A 21,145-nucleotide genomic window follows, 5' to 3' on the forward strand; every position below is an offset into this window, starting at 1 on the left:
CCCATGTCCTCGACCATTCAATCCATTGAATCCATTCTGGTCGACATCCCGACCATCCGCCCTCATAAGCTCTCCATGACAACCATGGGGGTTCAGAGCATGGTTATCGTGCGGATGAAGGACTCCGACGGCCTCGAAGGGCTGGGCGAAGCCACTACGATTGGTGGTCTGGCCTACGGTCCGGAAAGCCCGGAGAGCGTGAAACTTACCATCGACACCTATTTCAAACCACAACTGATTGGCCAGTCTGCGGATCAAATCAATACTCTAAGGGTAATGTTAAACCGCTCGACCCGCGGCAACAACCTGGCCAAGTCCGCCATTGAAACGGCCTTGCTTGATCTGCAGGGCAAGCGCCTGAACCGCCCGGTATCCGATCTGCTCGGCGGCGCCGTTCAGCAGCACCTTCCGGTGCTCTGGACCCTCGCCAGCGGCGATACCGCCAAGGATATCAAGGAAGCACTCGACCTGATCGAAACCCGCCGCCACTGTGCTTTCAAGCTCAAGATCGGTTCCCGTGCGCTGATGGACGATATCCGCCATGTCGCGGCGATCAAAGAGGCCCTGGGCGAGGCCGCCAGCGTGCGGGTGGATGTCAACCAGGCCTGGGACGAGTCCACTGCCGCCAAGGGGATGGCGGAGCTGCAGGCCGCTGGAGTTGACCTGGTTGAGCAGCCTACGCCGATGAAGGATCACGCCGCACTGGTGCGCCTGTCCGAGAGGTTCCATATCCCCATTCTGGCCGATGAAGCCGTGGCGGATGCGAAGGATATGTACAACCTCGCCGCCGCCGGTTTTTCCGGTGCCGTTGCCCTGAAAATCGCCAAAGCGGGTGGCCCTGTTCGAGCCCTGGAACAGGCCGCCGTTGCTCAGGCCGCCGGTATCGGCCTGTACGGCGGCACCCTGCTGGAGGGGACCATCGGTACCGCTGCATCCCTGCATGCCTGGTCGACCCTCGAGACCCTGCACTGGGGCACCGAGATGTTCGGCCCGCTGCTGATGAAAGACGACATCGTGGTCAAGCCGCTGAATTTTCATGACAACGGCGTGGACCTGCCGACAGGCCCGGGCCTGGGTATCGAGATTGACGAAGACAAGCTGGCCCTCTATCGCCGAAAAGACTGAGATGCCGCAACGATCAGCAAACAGAGGAAAGCACATGCTGTTCAAAGTTGAGATGAAGGTGAACATTCCGCAGGACATGCCTGCCGACGTAGCTGCGCAAATCAAGGCGCGGGAAAAGGCCTACGCCCAGGAGCTGCAGCAGCAGGGCAAGTGGCGCCACCTGTGGCGGGTCGCTGGCAGCTACGCCAATGTCAGCATCTTCGATGTGCAGGACAACGCCGAGTTGCAGGACCTGATCAGCAATTTGCCCCTGTTCCCGTACATGGATATCACCGTCGCGCCGCTGTGCCGGCACCCGTCTTCTATCCATGAAGATGACCGTTAAACCAATGCACCATTGCCTGCTGAAGGGCTGTTTTTCACAACAACAAGAGCACTGAGGATAACAACAATGACCGTTAAAACCATGCAAACCGCCGAAGTGAAGGACCTGCTGGAGAAAGTTGCCGGCTTTAATAAAGAGGGCGGCAATGAGCGCGTAAAGACAATCGTTCACCGCGTCATGCACGATGTTTTCCAGACTATTGAAGACCTCGATATCACTCCGGATGAATTCTGGCAGGCCGTTTACTACGTCAACGCACTGGGCCAGAACGGTGAAGCCGCTCTGCTGGCACCGGGTCTGGGCATGGACAAGTACCTGGATATCCGCATGGATGCCGAAGACGCGCAGGCCGGCCTGGCCGGTGGTACTCCGCGCACTATCGAAGGTCCGCTGTATGTGGCTGGCGCACCGAAGAGTGAAGGTTTTGCCCGCATGGATGATGGTACTGACGAGACTGCAGAGACCATGATCCTGACCGGCCTGGTCACCGATGAAAATGGTCAGCCGCTGGCGAACGCCGTTGTTGATATCTGGCACGCGAATACCAAGGGTGCTTACTCCTACTTCGACCAGTCCCAGAGCGAATACAACCTGCGCCGCCGCATCGTGACTGATGAGAACGGCCGCTACACTGCCCGTTCCATCATTCCGGCTGGCTATGGCTGCCCGCCCGAAGGTTGCACCCAGCAGCTGCTGAACGAGCTGGGCCGTCATGGCAACCGTCCTGCGCACATTCACTTCTTTGTCTCCAAGCCGGAATACAAGCATCTGACCACCCAGATTAACCTGGCCGGAGACGAGTACACCTATGATGACTTCGCCTTCGCAACCCGTGAAGAACTCGTGGTTGATGCCGTTCGCGTCGAGGATGCTGCGAAAGCGGAACTGTTTGGCCTGAACGGGCCGTTCACCCAGGTGGAATTCAATATCCAGCTGGTCGCTACCGACAAATCAGCACTTCAGGCACGCCACGAGCGCAAGCGCGCACTTGAAGGCGAGACTGCCTGAACGGCCTGTCCGACCAACCCCCCAAGGTTCTAGTTTCTGTGATTGGCCACCCCTGTGAAGGGGTGGTCCCGGGGAGGCTCACGCCTGAAAACGGGTATCACAAAAACAAAAGGAGTCAGAAGACATGAGCAACAAACTCGAACAACTCGCAGACAAGGTCCGCAATGCGGTTGTTGCGGATCCGGCAACCGGCCGCTACCAGTGCGATCGCGGGATTTTCACCGACCGCGAACTGTTTGACCTGGAGATGAAGCACATCTTCGAAGGCAACTGGGTCTACCTGGCCCATGAGAGCCAGATCCCGAATCCGGGCGATTACTTCACAGTGACCGTCGGACGTCAGCCAGTGGTCGTTACCCGCACCAAGGAAGGCGAGCTGAAAGCAATCCTGAACACCTGCTCGCATCGTGGTGCCACCCTGTGCCGCAAGAAGCGTGGCAACAAGGCTTCCTTTACCTGCCCGTTCCACGGCTGGACCTTTCGCAACGACGGCAAACTGCTGAAGGCAAAGGATCAGAAGAAGGCCGCGTACCCGGAGCAGTTCAACACCGACGGTTCTCACGACCTGAAAGAAATGGCGATGTTTGGCAACTACCGTGGCTTCCTGTTCGGTAGCCTGAATGCTGATGTCGTGTCGCTGGAAGAGCACCTGGGTGAGACCACCAAGATTATCGACAACATCGTTGACCAGTCCGAGGACGGCCTGGAAGTCCTGCGTGGCAGCTCTACCTACACCTACGAGGGCAACTGGAAGTTGACCGCGGAGAACGGTGCCGATGGCTATCACGTCAGCACGGTGCACTGGAACTACCTGTCCACCATGGGGCAGCGGAACTATGAAAAGGGCGGTACCGAGGCTGTGGACGCCAAGAGCTGGTCTGCCGAAGGGGGCTTCTACTCCTTTGAAAACGGCCACATGATGCTGTGGACCCGCCTGCTGAACCCGGAGGCGCGTCCGATCTTCAGTCAGCTGGAGCGGCTCGAGAAAACCTACGGCAAGGCCCGGGCAGACTCCATCGCCCGCACAACGAAGAATCTGTGCCTGTACCCGAACGTATACCTGATGGATCAGTTTTCGACCCAGATCCGCGTGACGCGTCCGATCGACGTCAACAAGACCGAAGTCACCATCTATGCGTTCGGTCCGAAGAATGAGCCGGCAGAGCTGCGCACCAAGCGTATTCGCCAGTACGAGGACTTCTTCAACGTGTCCGGCATGGGTACGCCGGACGACCTGGAAGAATTCCGCGCTTGCCAGAGTGGCTACGAAGCCCGTGGCATGCGCTGGAACGATATGAGCCGTGGCGCCACACAATGGATCGACGGGGCGGACGAGCACGCCAAGCAGCTGGACATGAAGCCGGCCATGAGCGGTGCCAAGCCTGAAGACGAAGGCCTGTACGTGAACCACCACCGGCATTGGCAGTACGAAATGCTCCGCGCCATTGACGCTGAGCGTGCCGGTTTCATTCCCGTGACTGAAGAGGAGGTGTCCGCATGAGCCTGAGCTACCACGACATCGAGCAGTTCATCACCCGCGAGGCTCGTTACCTGGATGACCGTGACTGGGACCGCTGGCTGGCGTGCTATCACGAGGACGTCACCTACTGGATGCCCGCCTGGGATGACAACGATGAGCTGACCGAAGATCCGCAAAGCGAGATCTCTCTCATCTACTACGCGAACAGGGATGGCCTGGAAGACCGGATTTACCGGATCAAAACCGAGCGTTCCGGTGCCAGCTCGCTGCCAGAACCGCGCACCAACCACTTCATCAGTGGTCTGGAGGTTCTGTCCCAGGACGAGAATGAGGTACAGCTGCGGTTCAACTGGCTGACCAAATCCTATCGCTACCAGACGACGGCGGAATACTACGGAACGTCTTTCTACACCCTGGATGTACGGGGCGGTGAACCGCTGATTCGGTTCAAGAAGATTGTTCTGACCAACGATTGCATCAATCAGGTCGTGGACGTTTACCACCTGTAATTGATGGGGAGAGCATCATCATGAGTTACAACATCGCGCTTAACTTTGAAGACGGCGTCACTCGAGTAATCACGTGCAACGAGGGTGAAACAGTACTCGATGCCGCCTACCGCGCGCAGATTAATCTGCCGATGGACTGCTCCGACGGTGTCTGTGGTACCTGCAAGGGAGCCTGCCGCCAGGGACAGTTCGACTTGGGCGAAGAGTACATCGACGACGCGCTGTCCGATGAGGAAGCCGCACAGGGCATGGTCCTGACCTGTCAGATGGTGCCCTCCAGTGATTGTGTGGTGGAAATTCCCGCCGCGGCTTCGCTCTGCAGCAAATCCGCCAACGCGGCGGTGACCGGCACTGTGGACGAGGTCAACCTGATCTCGCCCAGCGCCATCGAACTCAAGATCACCGCGGATGCAGATATCGGCTTTTTGCCGGGTCAGTACGTGAACATCCAGGTGCCGGGCAGCGACAAAACCCGCGCCTACTCGTTCAGTTCCCGTCCGGGCAGTCGTGAGCTGAGCTTTCTGATCCGCAACGTGCCGGGCGGCCTGATGAGCTCCTGGCTCGTAGGCAAGGCGAGGACCGGTGACAAGGTGACGCTGACCGGCCCGATGGGGGTGTTTTACCTGCGCCCGGTTGAGCGTCCGGTGCTGATGCTGGCGGGCGGTACGGGCCTGGCGCCGTTCCTGTCCATGCTCGAAAGCCTGAAAGAAAAAGGCTGTGACCAGCCGGCTCACATGATCTACGGCGTGACCGGTGATGCCGATCTGGTCTGTGTGGCGGCGCTGGAAGCCTTTGCCGAAGACGTTGAAAACTTCACCTTCAAAACGGTGGTTGCCAGCGAAGAGAGCAACCATCCGCGCAAAGGTTATGTAACCGGTCACATGGAAGACGCGCCCATCAACGAGGGTGATGTGGATGTTTACCTCTGCGGGCCTCCCCCCATGGTGGATGCCGTACTGGGTTACTTCCGTGAGCAGGGTATCGAGCCCAACTCGTTCCATTACGAGAAGTTCGCGCCAAGCGCGCCGGCGGTGAAGGAGAAGGTCGCATGACTCCGCGTTTCACCCAAAAGGTGATGGTCATTACGGGCGCAGCCCAGGGCATTGGCAAGCGGGTGGCTGAACTCGCTGCTGCCGAGGGCGCCCGCCTGGTGCTGGTGGACATCTCGGATTTCGTGCAGGGCGTTGCTGCTGAGCTGCGCGACCAGGGCGCCGACGTCCTGGTTGTGCAGGCTGACCTGGAAACCTGGGAAGGCGCCGAGAGGGTCATGAGCAGGGCCCATGAGCAGTATGGCCGCATCGACATTCTGATCAACAACGTCGGTGGCACCATCTGGGCCCGGCCGTTCGAGCATTACCAGCCGGAACAGATCCAGAAAGAGATCCAGCGGTCCCTGTTTCCGACGATGTGGTGCTGCCGTGCGGTACTGCCTTACATGCTGGAGCAAAAGGGCGGTGCCATCGTGAACGTGTCTTCGGTGGCTACTCGGGGGCTGATGCGTGTGCCCTATGGTGCCGCCAAGGGGGGGGTTAACGCCATGACCGTTAACCTGGCCTTTGAATACGCCGAGCATGGCATTCGCATCAACGCCACGGCACCGGGCGGCACTGAAGCGCCGCCCCGCCTGACCCCGCGCAATACCGAGGCGCAGGGCGAGCAGGAGAAGGCCTGGTACCAGACCCTGATCGATCAGACCAATGCAACCAGCTTCATGCACCGCTACGGCACCCTCGATGAGCAGGCTGAGCCGATTCTGTTCCTGGCTTCGGACGCGGCCGGTTACATGACCGGCACCATCCTGCCCGTGGCTGGAGGCGACCTGGGTTAAGGAACTCATTAACGAGCCAAACGGCGGGGTCCGAAGCGCGCCTGCTGCGTGACGGCCTTTTGAAAAGGTGCAAGACCAATGTGCCCTTTGGGGGATTCCCGGCACATTGTGTCTCTATGCCGCATCACTTGCATCGACAGGCATCAGGACTCGCAGGGGACCGCCGGGACTTGTTTGCAGCTTCCCCAGGGCGTCTGGCCACCCCAGAAGCCCACCCGATAACACACAACATGTTTACCGCTTGCCCTTGCCAGCGCACTCCACAGAACTAAAACAAACGGGGTAACACACCATGAGAAACATAGACGTCAACGACGTTATTGATAACGCAAAGTTTAATGCGTTCCACTGGAAGGTGCTCTTCTGGTGCACGCTAGTCATTATTTTCGATGGTTACGACCTGGTGATCTACGGCGTGGTTTTGCCGCTGCTGATGGAGCAGTGGGGTCTGAGTCCGTACATCGCCGGTTTGCTGGGCAGCAGTGCGCTGTTTGGCATGATGTTTGGCGCCATGGGATTTGGCATGCTGTCCGACAGGCTCGGGCGCAAAAGAACGATTCTGATGTGTGTGGTGCTGTTCAGCCTCACGACCGTCATCAACGGCTTCGCGACGACACCCTGGGAGTTCGGCATTCTGCGCTTTATTGCCGGCCTGGGTATTGGCGGGGTCATGCCCAATGTGGTCTCGTTGATGAGCGAGTACTCACCCAAGAAGAGCCGCAGTACCCTGGTGGCCCTGATGTTTTCCGGCTACGCCGTGGGTGGCATGATGTCCGCCGGGCTGGGTATCTGGATCGTTCCCAACTATGGCTGGGAAATCATGTTCTACCTGGCCATCGTGCCGATGCTGATGCTGCCGCTCATGATGAAGTTCCTGCCGGAATCCGTTGCCTTCCTGATGACCCAGAAACGTGAGGGGGAAGCCCGTGCCATCCTGCAAAAGGTTGCGCCGATGCGTGAAATCAGCGAATCGGATCACCTGAAAGTGCCGCCCACTGCCGAAAGCAAGGCGCCCGTACTGGAACTGTTTCGCGATGGCCGTGCCTTCAGTACCAGCATGTTCTGGGTTTCTTTCTTCTGCTGCCTGCTGATGGTCTATGCCCTGGGCTCCTGGTTGCCGAAGCTGATGTCCATGGCCGGTTACGCTCTGAGCTCCAGCCTGATGTTCCTGATGGTGCTTAACATTGGTGCGATCATCGGCGCCGTGGGCGGTGGCTGGCTGGCGGATCGGTTCTCGCTGCGCTCGGTGCTGGTGAGCTTCTTTATTCTGGGTTCGGTGTCGTTGATTATGCTCGGCTATGAGAATCCGATGTGGTTCCTGTACACCCTGATGGGCATTGCCGGCGCCACCACCATTGGTTCCCAGATACTGCTGTATGCCTACGTGGCCCAGTACTATCCCACCAGTATTCGCTCTACCGGACTGGGCTGGGCATCCGGCATCGGCCGCAACGGCGCCATTGTCGGACCCATACTCGGGGGGACCTTGCTGGCACTGGCCCTGCCGCATCATGTGAACTTCCTGGCTCTGGCCATTCCTGGCGGCATTGCCACCATTGCCATCGCCCTGGTTGGCCGCCGCTTCAGTGCGAAGCCCGAGGGAGGCGTCAATCTGGCAACAAGCAACTGATTAAGTTGATGCGACCCAGAAGGAGACGTTCTGTCTGACTTCTCATCGGCCCCGGCATGCAGATGTTTGGGGTCTTTTTGCTTTCTGTCTTCGATGCTTGATAACGATTAGGAACCCCATATGACGCGTTTTCTGAGGGATCTCTCTTTGCCGGCGGCGGTCGCAGGCTTTCTGGCGGTTCTCGTTTCCTATTCCGGACCTTTGGCCATTTTCTTTCAGGCCGGTGCCAGCGCCGGTATTTCACAGGACATGATGACCTCCTGGGTCTGGGCCATTTCCATGGGGGCCGCAATCTCCGGCATTATCCTCTCCATCTGGCTCAAGGTACCGGTGGTTACCGCCTGGTCAGCGCCGGGCACGGCCCTGTTGGTCGCGTTGTTTCCGGACCTTTCTCTTCAGGAGGCCGTTGGCGCGTACATTACGGCGGCGGTGGTGATCTTCATTATCGGTGTGACCGGCACCTTTGATGCCTTTGTGAAAGCCATTCCCAAAGGGGTGGCTGCCGGCATGATGGCAGGCATCCTGTTCCAGTTCGGGGCGGGGGCTTTTGCGGCGATAGAGACCACGCCCGCGCTGGCGATTGGAATGTTGGTCGTCTATGTGGTTTTCAGGCGGCTGGTCCCCAAATACACGCTGGTATTGCTGCTCGTTGCAGGTGTGATCCTCGCGGTGGTGCTGGAAGATGCTTCCCTGGCAGGGATTCGCTGGAACATCGCCATCCCCCAGTTCATTACTCCGCACTGGACTATTGGTTCCACGCTCAGTCTGGCCATCCCGTTGGTGCTTGTCAGCCTGACCGGCCAGTTCCTGCCCGGCATGGCGATACTGCAGGGGGCCGGATACAGGGTGAGTGCCAGACCGGTCATTGGCGTGACCAGTCTCGTCTCAGTGCCAATGGCATTTTTTGGAGGCATCACAACCGTTGTTGCTGCAATTACTGCGGCCATCTGCACAAGCACCGATGCCCACGAAAACCCCTCCCGCCGCTATGTGGCAGGTGTGTTTAACGGTGTGTTTTACCTTGTTGGCGGTCTGTTTGCCGGTACCATCGTCAGTCTGTTCACATCCTTGCCGGCGGCTTTCGTTGCGGTGCTGGCCGGTCTGGCCTTGCTAGGCGCGATTGCGGGCAACCTTTTTGCGGCACTGGAGGATGTCAGGCAGCGCGAAGCGTCATTGATCACGTTCATCGTGACCGCGTCGGGACTGTCGCTGTTTGGCTTGTCGTCTGCGTTCTGGGGCGTCGTGATTGGCTATGGCTGTTACCTTGTTCTGAACGGCGAGGCCAGGAAAGCAGTCAGGATCCGCGTCTGAGAGCTGGATTTCACCAGGGCATTGCATTGACCGGTGAGGGTGGGGATCTAACAGCTTGGCTAGGCACCCCTGATTAAGCCGTCATTGCGGCGCAGGGCCGCAATTTCCGCGCGCTCAGCAGCGCGGCCAATGTGCCAGGTACTCGGCATGCGGGCGGCCCTGGTGTTATTTCAAAGCCCCTGGTTTGCATACGGACTAAGCTTTGAGTGAGCGCAGGCCTGCAGCGGGCGGGCGCCTCGCAGGCATGCTGAAAAATCCGTGCAGGGCAGTGAACGCTGAACGGGAAAGCCCTTTTGGACACGACCACGCCGCGATGTGCTTCAGCTCGCAAAACCGCACTGTTGGCGCGATGTCCTGATCGAAAGCCGGCCATGCCGCCGGAACGAGGTGAACCATGAGTCAGAAGTTTATTGAGGTTACGACCGATCATCCGACCACCGAAGAAGAGTACAAGCTGCTGTTGCAGATCGAACAGATTGTGCAGGTGCGCCCGGAAATCATTATGAATACCGAATCCAAGCATGATCCGATTGCGATCGTGATACTGGCCACGGGCGAGACGCTGGCCCTGAAAAACAGCTATGCCAGCGTGGTCGCCGAGCTCGACGAGGTGAACATGGTGGTCAGGCCCTGATGGCGTTTGCGCTCAGCTGTAGTCGCGAGGGGTACAAAGGATCAACCGACCCACGTATAACAACCGGGCACAGAAGGGGCCGGCGTTACGCGGCCGGCCGCTTTGATTGTCGCAAACCTTGTGGCGCGTCAGCGTAACGCCGTGACGCGCCGCCATATCATCCGCTTTTTCAATTTCAGCGGTGGACATGTTACCGGGCCTATAAATGCCGCCGCTCGGTCATCTGGCGAACACATCGGTGCCCGGATTCATTGAACCGCTGCAGATCGTGACTGCCCTTAACGTCGAGCTGAAAAGTAGAGTCAGGGGGATTGGAGTAGAGCTTTATCTATGAGCGGATACTCGATACCTGCTTGTTCATCCAGCGGACGCCTTCCAAAATTCCACCGAATGGATAGAGGTGGTAACGGATATCGCCAAGGTTTTGCCGCGCCGCGCCGGTCACAAGATCTTTCCAATAGCGATCAGAGACGGAGTGGCGCAAAAGGTTGGTCAATGAGAAACCATATCGCCGGGCGATTGCCGTTGATGTTACGACGCCAAACTGCTTCGCGTATCGAAGGAGCTTCCCGACATCTGCCGGTCCTGGTACGCCGATACGAACGGGCGCGTCAATGCCTTCATCGCGTAGCCGTTGAGTCCAGTGAAGGGCGGCATCGGTATCGAAACCAAACTGGGTGGTTATCTCCACCGTGCAGCCGCTGTCCCGAAGAAAGCGATGTTTCCATTTAAGAGATCGCCAGAGGGTATCCGTATCGATCTTAGGGTGCCCTTCGGGATAGCCGACGATTCCGACATGACGAATGGCGTGACGTTGTACAACCCCGCTTGCAAGGAGCGCCAGCGAATCCCTGTACGGGCCTGCAGGCATGGAAGGATCGCCCCCTACAAAAATGAAGCGTGAAGGACTGGCGGCCTCGTTGAGCAGGTTGAGCAGGCTGTCGAGATCCCGTTCGGAGCGAAGGCGACGAGACGAGATAATCGGCACAGGCTCGAATCCGTATTTCCGTATGACCCGGGCGGCATTAACGCGCTGATCGTGGGTTTCATTTCCCAAGAACGCGATGTTGATCGATGTGCCCGGCGGAATCTCCGATGCGGACACCTCGACCTGACGGATGTCCTTACCCGTCACTTCAAGCGTATACGCCGGTGCTCTCCGTTGGTTTTGGGAATGCGCCTCGCTCCCGGTATTGACAGTATGCATTGGTCGACTTCCCAGAAAATAATTCATAAGCGATTGAATATTTGATCGAAATCACCTGGATCGCCCCTGGCGTTTCAGGCTGGCCAACCCGTTAGTGCGTCTTCGTCGATATCCCATCGGCAGCCAGTTACTCCGGGCCAAAAAGACGGTTATCTACCTGCCCGATCTGCTGAACGCAAATCAAGCGGGCAGGAGCGGAGTTCTCGTTGATGGCGAGATGATGTCAAAGAGTAAACACTGGGTGTACGCCACAACCGGTAATGCGCGCTATGTCGGCGGGTATCAGCAGGGCGCAGAGCTGCGTCAGGGTACTATCCACTGAGGTCTCCTGGCCCAGGAGGCGAACACTGCGCCGAAGCAATATCAAGCTGTTCTTGTCCATGACAGTTGCTGGTCTGTAAATCTGACTAGAACGGGCTCGATTCTGGTGCAGGCACAAACAAAGTGTGTGATCTGTATCGAGAGCGAAAGGCTTTTTGGATCAATGCTCACGTGACCACGCGACAGAGAACTTGTTCTTCAGCTTCCCTTGCCCTCCCAAAAGGATGAAAACACCAGACACAACAATCAGACCGCACCCCATAAACATTGTAAAACTCAACTGTTCGCCGAACAGGAAAACGCCGAAGAAAAGGCCGAATAGCAGCCGCGTGTACCTGAAGGGTGTCACGGCTGAAACCTCTCCGGTGCGCATCGCCTTCATCAGGGCTGAATACGCTGCGACACCCGACAGGATAGCACCCAACAGGTACAGCGAGGTTTCGAGGTCGGGCCGCACGAAAACCTCGGGTTCCCAGAGAGAATAAGTGGCGCCGGCAGCTATAACAGCCAGAAAACCGTACAGCCCCAATACCGAGGTGCCAAGCGAGGCAGGGGCAGCGCGACTGGCAAGATCCCGGCCGGCAAAACCGAGCATTCCAACGACTGCCAGAATCGACAGCGTCGAAAAGCTTTCCGTTCCCGGGCGAATAATGGCAATTACGCCTGCCAGTCCGACGACAATCGCGGCCCACCGCCGCCATCCCACTTTTTCGCCAAACAACATGGCCGCGCCGGCCACAACCACTATCGGCGTTGCCTGCAGGATCACCGTTGCAACGGACAACGGGCTTAACGTGATGGCGAGCACGTAAAACAGGCGGCCAAGAACCTCGAAGCCTGCACGGACGAGCATCGGACGGGAAATGACGTCTGCCGAGAGCAGCCTTTCCCGTTTGAGCTTGGCCAGGCAAGCGAATACCAGGGCGCCACCCGAGCCGAAGAAGATGAGAATCTGACCGACAGGCAGCTTTTCGAATGCGGCTTTGACGAACACATCCTCTATGGCGAAAGCCGCCATCGAAAACACCATCCAGAAGCAACCCATCCTGTTGGCACGATGGTCGATTGCGGTAGCTTCGGTTATTGCCACCATCAACCTCGCTTCCGCCGGTATTCAGCCGGGCTGCCGACACCGTCATGCACGATAGGGGCGCAAACTGTGAAGCCGAACTGGATGCGAGACAAAAGCAATGTTGTTTCGTGCATCAGAAAAGTCCCGCTTGTCTATTTGCGTTGGGTCAGGAAGGTCGTTTCCTTGGAAGCTAAGGCTTGCGGACCTTGGAAGTTGAACGTCAAGGTGGAGCGCGGTTGTTCGATATCGATTCCGCACACCCGGTATGGCAGCCAGGTGGAATTACTTTCGTTCAGGTCGATGGTCTCGGCACCGAACAATTCGAACTGCTCCGGGCCTTGAACCGAGACATTGATCGGTGACAGCACCTTGGCAAAGCTTTCAACCTTGACGCGATAGTTATTGCAGACGGTATGTTCATCCAATTGGGTGAAGAGGGCGCCACGATCCCTGCGGATTTCGACCAGTAGATCGGTGGTACCGGCAAAGCCCCAGAGCACCCCACCCATGGCCGCGATTATCACAGCGCCGTAGCCGGCCAGCCTGGGACGCAGGAGACGAGCTTTTTCGCCGGCAAATTCTGCTTCGGAGGCGAAGCGAATCAGGCCGGTCGGTCGCTGGATTTTCTCCATCACGTTGTCGCAGGCATCGATGCAGGCCCCGCAGTCGATGCAGGCAGCCTGCAGCCCGTCGCGGATATCGATCCCGGTCGGACAGACTTGGACGCAGATGCCGCAGTCGACGCAGTCGCCGCTGTCGGCACCGGCGTTGCGGCGGTTCGCGCGCGGTTCGCCGCGACCATGGTCATAACTGACGGAGCGGGTTTCGCGGTCGAACATCACGCCCTGGAAGCGCGAGTAGGGGCAGGCGTGCAGGCAGATCTTCTCGCGAACCAGGCCCGCGTTGGCATAGGTCAGTGCGGCCATGATCACAATCCAGCCCCAGAGAGCGGGTGACATTTCAAGATTCACGCTATCGGCGACGATCTCGCGGATCGGTACGAAATAGCCGGTGAAGGTGGTGGCGGTGGCGGTCGCCAGCAACATCCAGAGCCCGTGCTTGACGACACGGCGTAGCAGCAATGCCGCGGTAAGTGGCTGATGCTCCTGGCGCGCGCGCTGACTGGCGCGACCTTCGGTGAACTGCTCGATGCGGATGAAGAGCCAGGTCCAGATGCTCTGTGGGCAGGCAAAACCACACCAGATGCGTCCCCAGGCGACGGCGAGAAAGAACAGCAGACTGGCGCCAGCGATCATTAGTCCCGCCAAGAGCGGCAAGTCATGCCAGGATAGGGCGCTGCCGAACAGGTTGATCCGCCGCTGCTCGAACGAGAACAGCAGCCAGGGCTGGCCGTCGACCCGGACCCAGACCAGACCGAAAAACAACGCAAGCAGCGGCCAGCTGGTCAGTCGGCGCCAGTTCTGGAAACGCCCTTCGATGAGGCGTACATGAAACTTCCCGTCCCGCGCAAGCGGGGGCGTATAGTCCTGCACAACATCAATTTTTTCCATAGTCGCTGTCCGCAAGTGTAACTTTGTGTGCAGCTTAACTTGGTGATTTGAATAGGATCAGGTATAAAAAAAATAAAGTCGATAGGGACAGAATCGAGTGGATTACCGATATCAACAACTGGAAAACTGGCTGTTGCAGGGCATACGGGAACAGCGCTGGCGGCTTGGCGAACGGCTGCCGTCGATCCGCACGCTGTGCGAACAACAAGGCGTATCGAAGGCGACTGTGCAGCATGCGTTGCAACGGCTCGAGGCGCAGGGGCTGGTCGAGGCTCGGCCCAAGGCCGGTTATTTCGTCAGGCTTCAACCAAAGACGATCCGGGCGCCGCGCAGCCGGGTTCAAGTAGAAGCGCCCCGTCCAGTGACGGTCAGCGAACTGTTTCTCGATGTCATGCGCCGCAGTGCGGCGTTCGACCTGCTGCCGGATCTGCATGCGGGCGAGGTGCCGTCGGGCATCGTGGCGCTTAATCGCGCGCTGGGTCGCGCGCTGCGCCGCCAGAAAGGCGACGATCATCAGTACTACGATGAACCGGCGGGCGACCCCGGGCTGCGTGAACAGCTGTCGCTGCATGCGGCGCGACGCGGCTGGACGGTGCTGCCGGAGCAGCTCTGCATCACGTCGGGTTGCCAGCATGCGCTGTTCCTGGCGCTGATGGCCTGCTGCGGGCGGGGGGACATCGTGGCGGTCGAGTCGCCGGGCTTTTATGGTGTGCTGCAGCTACTGGAACAGCTGGAGCTACAGGTGGTCGAGGTACCGAGTTCCAGCGAGCAGGGAATGGACATCGAGGCGTTGGAAGCCGCGCTGGAGCGCTGGGATATCAAGGCCTGCGTTGTCTCACCGGCCTTTGCCACGCCGGGTGGCGCGTTGATGCCAAAAGAGGCGCGAAAGCGTCTGCTGGCGCTGGCAGACGCCAATGACCTGGCGATCATCGAGGATGATATCTATGCCGACACCGCCTTTGGCCAGGTACCCGACCCGCTAAAGGCGCTGGACAGTTCCGATCGGGTCATTCTGTGCAGCTCCTTTTCTAAAAGTCTGTCCCGCGACCTGCGCCTTGGCTGGATATCCGGCGCGCGCTGGCACCAAAAAATCCTGCACCTGAAACTGGTGACGCAGCTGGCCAGCAGTCGCTACCAGCAGCAGGGGGTTGCTGAATTCATGCGCGACGGCAGCTACGCGACCCATCTGCGCCGCCAGCGCAACGAGCTGCGCACCCAGCGGGATCGCCTGATCGCCTCCTTGCATGCATGGCCCGGGGAGATTCGGGTCAGTACACCGCTCGGTGGTCTGGCCATCTGGCTGGAATTGCCCGAGTCGATCGATACCCTCGCGGCTTACCCGGCGGCACTGCAGCAAGGCGTCGTGATAACGCCCGGCCCGCTATTTTCGGTATCCGGGCAATTCCGCAATTGTCTGCGCATCAGCTACGCCCATCCCTGGGATGGGCGCAGGATCGAAGCGCTAAGCCGCCTGCCGGAGCTGCTGCTGCGTCGCTGACCATCAATCTGTACTGATCGGAATTAAATTTTTTGAGCCTGCACCTGCGGTATCGGTTTCATTAGTCTGGGCGCCTTTCCACGAGAAAAATCAGGAGCGGACAGAATGTACCGATACGATGAGTACGACCGCGCATTGGTCCAGGCACGGGTCGAGCAGTTCCGCGACCAGGTCGCCCGGCGTATCAGTGGCGAGCTGAGCGAAGACGAATTCCTGCCGCTGCGTTTGCAGAACGGCCTCTACCTGCAGCGTCATGCGTACATGCTGCGGGTCGCGATTCCCTATGGCACGCTGTCATCGGTACAACTGCGGACCCTGGCCCGGATTGCCGAGGATTACGATCGCGGCTACGGTCATTTCACCACACGGCAGAATATCCAGTTTAATTGGATCGAGCTGGAACAGGTGCCTGATATTCTGCAGGTGCTGGCCGATTCCCAGATGCATGCGATTCAGACCTCTGGCAACTGCGTGCGCAATATTACGACTGAGGCCTTTGCCGGCGTTGCGGACGATGAGCTGCTGGATCCCCGTCCGCTGGCCGAGATCCTGCGGCAGTGGTCGACGGTCAATCCCGAGTTCCTTTATCTGCCGCGCAAGTTCAAGATCGCCATTTCGTCATCCGAGGTCGACCGTGCCGCGCTGCGCGCGCATGATATTGGGCTCTATCTCTACCGTGGCGAGAACGGTGAGATGCTATTGCGCGTGATGGTGGGAGGCGGACTCGGGCGCACACCAATACTCAATGAACTGGTCCGCGAGGGGCTGCCTTGGCAACACCTGCTGACCTATGTAGAGGCTGTACTGCGGGTCTATAACCGCTACGGGCGGCGGGACAACAAATACAAGGCGCGGATCAAGATACTGGTGAAGTCCCTGGGCGTCGAAGCCTTTGCCGCCGAGGTCGAGCGGGAGTGGGAACAGATCCGCGACAGCGCCGGCGAGCTGACCCAAGCGGAGTACGAAAGGGTCGCCGAGGGGTTTGCGTCTCCGAATTACCAGAGGCTCGATGCACTGGATCCTGTATTCGGCGCCTGGCTGGCCCGGGATCCGGCGTTTGCCCGCTGGGCACAGACCAATACCCGGCCCCACAGGGTCTCTGGCTATACATCCGTCGTGCTGTCAACCAAGCCGACGGAGGGCTCCGCCCCGGGGGATCTGGTGGGAGTTCAGATGCGCGCCGTCGCCGATCTGGCCGACCGTTATGGCTTCGGCGAGATCCGCGTGACGCACGAGCAGAACCTGGTGCTGCCGGATATCCGCAAGGGCGACCTCTACCTCGTCTGGAAGGCGCTCGACGATATCGGCATGGCGACGCCCAATATCGGCCTGCTGACTGACGTGATTTCTTGCCCGGGCGGCGACTACTGCAGTCTGGCCAGTACCCGATCGCTGCCGGTGGCCAAGGCCATCCAGACCCGGTTCGACGATCTCGATTACCTGCACGATCTTGGCGAAATCAGTCTCAATATTTCCGGTTGCGTCAATGCCTGCGGGCACCATCATATCGGTAATATCGGCATCCTGGGCGTCGACCGTAAAGGTGAGGAGTATTTTCAGATCACAATCGGCGGAGCCCAGGGCAAGGACAGTGCAATCGGTAAGGTGATCGGACCCTCGGTCCGTGCCGAGGACGTGTCGGATGTGATCGATCGAGTGCTGACAACCTACCTGCAGTACCGCGAGGCTGAGGAAACCTTCGTGGATACGCTGAACCGCATCGGCCTGGGACCGTTCAAAGAAGGGGCTTACGGCCGGGACCAGGTGGTTCAGGAGGCAGGAGCATGAACAACTTGATCAAGATCGTTGATGGTGAGGCCAAGGTGGTCGATCGGGATCCGTGGGAAATTCAAGAGGATAGCGATGCCTCGGTGGCTGATAACAGGATTGTGCCTCTGGCACGTTGGCAGGTACTGACGGACAGCGCCAAGGTTAGGGCAGCGGTGCTGCTGTATCCAGATGACGATCCTGAGATCCTTGCGCCCTGGCTGGGGCAGATTGAACTCATTGCTCTGATGTTTCCGAGCTTTCGCGACGGGAGGGCATATACACAGGCCGTGCTACTGCGTTCGCGCCTCGGGTTCGAGGGAGAGCTTCGCGCGGTGGGTGACGTGTTGCGCGATCAGTTGGCAGCGATGCGCCACTGCGGCTTCAGCTCCTTCGCGGTGCGCGAAGACCGGCCCGCCGAGGAGGCTTTGAAAGGCCTTTTCGGCTTCGACCGGATCTATGCCCGCACGGTGTTGAGCCCGGAACCGCTTTTCCGGCAACGCACAACGCGAGCGTATCGAAAGTAACTCATGATCCGATATAGATAATTAGGGTGTTTTCCGGAAGCGACTTTATTAATGATCCATTTCTGTGCAACTAAGGAACCTGTGATTAAGTCCTCATTTCCGTTGCGACTCGCACTCGCCGCAGCTGGAGCACAGATTCCGCACCACTCTCCTGTTTTTTCCGTCTATGGGCTACCTTTTCAGGCGGTTCAGACGGATTAACCCTGTGCTCGTAACATCTGATCCACGCGCACGAGGTTTGACAGGGCAAACAGCATCGCCAGTTTGCCGTCATTTTTCTTCAGACCACGGTAATGGGCTTTCACGAAGCCGAACTGGCACTTGATGATCCGGAACGGATGCTCAACCTTGGCACGGAGGCTGGCCTTCAGGTACTTGGTGCGGATCCTTACCTTGTTGATCCGGGGGTGCTTTTTCAGGGTTTTCAGCTTCCCGGGTTGCTCGGCAATGTGCCAGTCCGCGTTCACGTCTTTCAACTCCTCCCGCTTCTCGGCCCCCCGGTAACCCGCATCGGCGAAAATGAACGCTTCATCACCGTGGAGCAGGTGCTCGGCTTGGTTCAGATCGTGCTCATTGGCTGCCGAGGTAGTGAAGCTGTGCGTTAAACCGGTACGCGCATCCACACCGATATGCGCCTTCATGCCGAAATGCCACTGGTTGCCCTTTTTCGTCTGGTGCATCTCGGGCGGTCCGCCGTTGCGGTCCCGCTCGCCCATGCGATTCTTGGTTGAGCTCGGCGCTTCGATAATGGTGGCGTCGATCAACGAACCTTCCTTGAGCAGCACGCCCGCCTCAGAAAGCCATTGATTAACCTCATCGAAGATCTGGCGCGCCAGGTCGTGTTGTTCCAGTAGGTGGCGGAACTTCAAAGTCGTGGAGTGATCCGGGATGGCTTTGTCCAGCGACAGACCGGCGAACAGACGCATGGAGGCAATTTCGTACAGCGCATCTTCCATAGCCGGATCGCTGAGGGTATACCACTGCTGCAAGAAGTGAATCCGGAGCATGGTCGCCAGTGGGTACGGTCGGCGACCGTTACCGGCTTTGGGATAATGCGGTTCGATCACCGCCTCCAGCCGTGTCCATGGGATCAGTGTCTCCATCCGGCCAAGGAACTTTTCCTTGCGAGTCTGCCTGCGCTTGTTGCTGAACTCGCAATCGGCAAATGTGAGCTGCTGAACCATCCGAGCTTCCTTGATGCAGTTGATGACCGCTATCGTCTCATGGGACGGACTTGATCACACCCTCCCTAACCGGTCGGGGGAATGATTGAAGGAGCCCACCCTGTGGGCGAATGACGTCGCCATCGAACAGCTGCGCCAAAATAGTGGGCTCCCACAGGTAACCTGCTGCAAACGCTTCGCCAGCCCGAGCAGCAGAAGCGGGAAGGGCGACTGATAAAAGCCGGAAAGAGGCCGTCGACGATTTCATAACGGCGTTTTGTCGCCAGGCCGAGGTTGTTTGCTAAAGTTTAGGGAACGATCCAAGTTACGCGATCGTTGTCTTTTTTACGAAGAACGCTGAGGAACCCTGCCATGAGTATGAAAGAGGCATATGAGAAGAAAATGCATGCCCAGCTCGACGAGTGGGATGCCGAAATACGCAAGCTCAAAGCCAGGGCCGATAAGGCGCAAGCCGACGGCCAGCTCGAATACTACAAGCAGATCGAGGATCTAAGGGAGCGCCAGCAGCGAGCCCAGGAAAAACTCGATGAACTGCGACGCGCCAGCGATACGGCCTGGGAGGACATGCGAGCCGGTATCGAGAGTGCCTGGGACTCCATGGCTGAGGCAATGCGCAAGGCATCCTCCCGTTTCAAGTAGTCTGCTCGTACTGGCCGTTTGCGTGATGCTTGTTCGAAGTCAATCCTGAGAAGAGGAAATGACAATGAGATTCCGTTTACCCTCCGCCACCGGATGCCTGCTTGCAGCCACGCTCTGTTTTGCTCCGCTCGGTTATGGCGCAACTTCGGACGCCGAAACCTCGATGGCGGATGTCAGGCAGGAAACCCACGAATTTCTGGAGACCCTCAAGTCTTATGGTGCCGAGCAGCGCGACGAAGCCGTCGAGGAGACCCGTGCCGCGCTTGAAGAGCTGGACCGTCGCCTCGACGCGCTGGGGCGGCGCATTGACGAGGAATGGCAGCAAATGGATACCGCGGCCCGTGAACAGGCACGCGAGAGTCAGCGGGAATTGCGCCGTCAGCGCATTGAGCTGGCCGAATGGTACGGCAGCCTGAAAAACAGCTCGACCGATGCCTGGGATCACATGAAAGAGGGCTTTTCCGGCGCCTACCAGTCGCTGCAACAGGCCTGGGAAGAATCGGCCGAAGAGTTCGGCTCCGATAAACCCTGAACCGAGTCGCGCGTACCAGGCTCGGATCAGCCCGCCAGAGCGGTGTTTTCAGTCACGTTTAACAGCGTCATAGCCGGCCCGCCCGGTTACGACTTCCTGTCAGGGGCGCCCGCTACTGGACGACTGACGCGAGTCGCCTATGTGCTGTGCAAGCTGTCCGGCCTGTCGCCCCTCGGAGTTGAATTCGCGGACCTAAAGGTGATGGCGTCGCACGGTAGTCTCAGCCCCCGGAGGTTTAGGGGGCTGGCTTCGCAGCAGGGCTTTATTGCGATGATCTTGAGTCGCAAAAGGCGGCTCGGCTACAACTACAACGTTGTGGAGTCGTCGGGAGTCGCTGACTCGGAGTCGCTGTCAGGGGTGAGCTCCTCCTGGATATAACGCTTAACGTGGCCCTGAACCTTGCGGCTGGTGATATATGCCCATACACCCACCAGAGTGCCGGTTGCGCCGAAAATAATACGCCCTTCGGGTATGAACAGCATCAGCAGCAACGTCAGCGCAATAATAAACATTAAACCGTATTTGCCGCGGTTACCTACTGTCTCTATCAGCTGCTCGGCATCAGCCCGGGTGGTGACGCCTGCGCCTGGCAGTTTCTGTCGTAGCGAGGCGTATTCGCGCTCGCGTCTTTTCTCTTGGCGTCCGAAGGGGTCTTTGAGGTTCATCGGCTAGTCTCTGTGATTGTTGGTTTTGAGAGAGCCCGTTATTAACTTGCAAATAGCGTCTCGCCGCGTAAGCAGGGTGCGGGTGTCTGGAGCACTTCTTCACCCACTCTGGCGTCGTTGCAGCAACCCCATGTGCGGGGCCGTGACTGATTGCGCGCGCGGGCTGCCTGGCATCACGACGTTTACATCCGCCAGAAACAAAAAAAGCCTGCATTTCTGCAAGCTTCTTCTGACATGGTACCAGTGGCCGGACTCGAACCGGCACGCTTTTAAGGGCGGGGGATTTTGAATCCCCTGTGTCTACCAATTTCACCACACTGGCACAGCGAGGGCATATTATAAGTAGCTTTGTAGCGGGGTCAATCACTGTGA

Annotated in this window: 20 protein-coding genes and 1 tRNA gene; 15 read left to right on the top strand and 6 right to left on the bottom strand. The window is 58.5% G+C overall.

The window, feature by feature from the left end:
• The first annotated feature begins 3 nt into the window (after positions 1-3).
• The 10 genes from F451_RS0106480 (at position 4) to F451_RS0106525 (ending at position 9,850) form a co-directional block, all read left to right on the top strand.
• Positions 4-1,125: a muconate/chloromuconate family cycloisomerase gene (locus tag F451_RS0106480; RefSeq protein WP_020680545.1), complete on the top strand. Its 1,122-nt coding sequence runs from the start codon at positions 4-6 to the stop codon at positions 1,123-1,125.
• Between the two features lie 34 nt (positions 1,126-1,159).
• Positions 1,160-1,450, top strand: coding sequence for a muconolactone Delta-isomerase (gene catC, locus F451_RS0106485; RefSeq protein WP_020680546.1), 291 nt, complete (start codon positions 1,160-1,162; stop codon positions 1,448-1,450).
• Between the two features lie 66 nt (positions 1,451-1,516).
• Positions 1,517-2,458 carry a catechol 1,2-dioxygenase gene (gene catA / locus F451_RS0106490; RefSeq protein ID WP_020680547.1) on the top strand — a complete coding sequence of 314 codons (942 nt, stop codon included), beginning with the start codon at positions 1,517-1,519 and terminating at the stop codon, positions 2,456-2,458.
• A 124-nt stretch (positions 2,459-2,582) separates the two neighbouring features.
• The gene (locus F451_RS0106495; RefSeq protein WP_020680548.1) at positions 2,583-3,959 is read left to right on the top strand and encodes a Rieske 2Fe-2S domain-containing protein; all 1,377 of its coding nucleotides are present in this window, start codon (positions 2,583-2,585) and stop codon (positions 3,957-3,959) included.
• Positions 3,956-4,447, top strand: a complete 492-nt coding sequence (benB, locus tag F451_RS0106500; RefSeq protein WP_020680549.1) for a benzoate 1,2-dioxygenase small subunit — start codon at positions 3,956-3,958, stop codon at positions 4,445-4,447. Before F451_RS0106495 ends, benB begins: the two co-directional genes overlap by 4 nt.
• A gap of 20 nt (positions 4,448-4,467) precedes the next feature.
• The gene (benC, locus tag F451_RS0106505) at positions 4,468-5,499 is read left to right on the top strand and encodes a benzoate 1,2-dioxygenase electron transfer component BenC (RefSeq protein ID WP_020680550.1); all 1,032 of its coding nucleotides are present in this window, start codon (positions 4,468-4,470) and stop codon (positions 5,497-5,499) included.
• Positions 5,496-6,275, top strand: coding sequence for a benzoate diol dehydrogenase BenD (benD, locus tag F451_RS0106510; protein ID WP_020680551.1), 780 nt, complete (start codon positions 5,496-5,498; stop codon positions 6,273-6,275). The genes benC and benD overlap by 4 nt, the downstream gene beginning before the upstream one ends.
• Before the next feature lie 292 nt (positions 6,276-6,567).
• Positions 6,568-7,905: an MFS transporter gene (locus F451_RS0106515; protein ID WP_020680552.1), complete on the top strand. Its 1,338-nt coding sequence runs from the start codon at positions 6,568-6,570 to the stop codon at positions 7,903-7,905.
• Positions 7,906-8,025: 120 nt separating this feature from the next.
• Positions 8,026-9,216, top strand: a complete 1,191-nt coding sequence (locus F451_RS0106520; RefSeq protein WP_020680553.1) for a benzoate/H(+) symporter BenE family transporter — start codon at positions 8,026-8,028, stop codon at positions 9,214-9,216.
• A gap of 394 nt (positions 9,217-9,610) precedes the next feature.
• Positions 9,611-9,850, top strand: a complete 240-nt coding sequence (locus F451_RS0106525; protein WP_020680554.1) for a hypothetical protein — start codon at positions 9,611-9,613, stop codon at positions 9,848-9,850.
• 328 nt (positions 9,851-10,178) lie between these two features.
• Here the strand turns inward: F451_RS0106525 and F451_RS0106530 are convergent, their stop codons facing one another.
• The 3 genes from F451_RS0106530 to ccoG form a co-directional block, all read right to left on the bottom strand.
• Positions 10,179-11,057: a methylenetetrahydrofolate reductase gene (locus F451_RS0106530; protein WP_020680555.1), complete on the bottom strand. Its 879-nt coding sequence runs from the start codon at positions 11,055-11,057 to the stop codon at positions 10,179-10,181.
• A gap of 481 nt (positions 11,058-11,538) precedes the next feature.
• Positions 11,539-12,471, bottom strand: coding sequence for a DMT family transporter (locus F451_RS0106540; RefSeq protein ID WP_020680557.1), 933 nt, complete (start codon positions 12,469-12,471; stop codon positions 11,539-11,541).
• 131 nt (positions 12,472-12,602) lie between these two features.
• Positions 12,603-13,961: a cytochrome c oxidase accessory protein CcoG gene (gene ccoG, locus F451_RS0106545; protein WP_020680558.1), complete on the bottom strand. Its 1,359-nt coding sequence runs from the start codon at positions 13,959-13,961 to the stop codon at positions 12,603-12,605.
• A gap of 97 nt (positions 13,962-14,058) precedes the next feature.
• Between ccoG and F451_RS0106550 the strand changes: the two genes are divergently transcribed.
• The 3 genes from F451_RS0106550 to F451_RS0106560 all read left to right on the top strand — a co-directional run bounded on the left by F451_RS0106550 (position 14,059) and on the right by F451_RS0106560 (position 17,753).
• The gene (locus tag F451_RS0106550; protein WP_020680559.1) at positions 14,059-15,459 is read left to right on the top strand and encodes an aminotransferase-like domain-containing protein; all 1,401 of its coding nucleotides are present in this window, start codon (positions 14,059-14,061) and stop codon (positions 15,457-15,459) included.
• Between the two features lie 105 nt (positions 15,460-15,564).
• Complete coding sequence (locus F451_RS0106555) at positions 15,565-17,247, top strand: nitrite/sulfite reductase (protein WP_020680560.1); 1,683 nt, start codon at positions 15,565-15,567, stop codon at positions 17,245-17,247.
• On the top strand, positions 17,244-17,753 hold the full coding sequence (locus F451_RS0106560) for a DUF934 domain-containing protein (RefSeq protein WP_020680561.1): 510 nt from the start codon (positions 17,244-17,246) through the stop codon (positions 17,751-17,753). The genes F451_RS0106555 and F451_RS0106560 overlap by 4 nt, the downstream gene beginning before the upstream one ends.
• 197 nt (positions 17,754-17,950) lie before the next feature.
• Here the strand turns inward: F451_RS0106560 and F451_RS0106565 are convergent, their stop codons facing one another.
• Positions 17,951-18,937, bottom strand: a complete 987-nt coding sequence (locus tag F451_RS0106565) for an IS5 family transposase (protein WP_020680562.1) — start codon at positions 18,935-18,937, stop codon at positions 17,951-17,953.
• A gap of 351 nt (positions 18,938-19,288) precedes the next feature.
• On the opposite strand from F451_RS0106565, the gene F451_RS0106570 reads away from it, so the two are divergent.
• Both F451_RS0106570 and F451_RS0106575 read left to right on the top strand, forming a co-directional pair.
• Positions 19,289-19,576, top strand: a complete 288-nt coding sequence (locus F451_RS0106570; RefSeq protein ID WP_020680563.1) for a sll1863 family stress response protein — start codon at positions 19,289-19,291, stop codon at positions 19,574-19,576.
• 64 nt (positions 19,577-19,640) lie between these two features.
• Entirely contained in the window at positions 19,641-20,108 is a 468-nt protein-coding gene (locus tag F451_RS0106575) for a sll1863 family stress response protein (protein ID WP_020680564.1), read from the top strand.
• 305 nt (positions 20,109-20,413) lie between these two features.
• Here F451_RS0106575 and F451_RS0106580 read toward each other — a convergent pair whose 3' ends face one another.
• Both F451_RS0106580 and F451_RS0106585 read right to left on the bottom strand, forming a co-directional pair.
• The gene (locus F451_RS0106580; protein ID WP_020680565.1) at positions 20,414-20,773 is read right to left on the bottom strand and encodes a hypothetical protein; all 360 of its coding nucleotides are present in this window, start codon (positions 20,771-20,773) and stop codon (positions 20,414-20,416) included.
• Positions 20,774-21,008: 235 nt separating this feature from the next.
• Positions 21,009-21,095: transfer RNA gene (locus F451_RS0106585), tRNA-Leu, on the bottom strand.
• Positions 21,096-21,145 lie beyond the last annotated feature (50 nt).

Origin of the sequence: Marinobacterium rhizophilum DSM 18822 (genome assembly GCF_000378045.1) — a bacterium.
Taxonomy (GTDB): domain Bacteria; phylum Pseudomonadota; class Gammaproteobacteria; order Pseudomonadales; family Balneatricaceae; genus Marinobacterium_A; species Marinobacterium_A rhizophilum.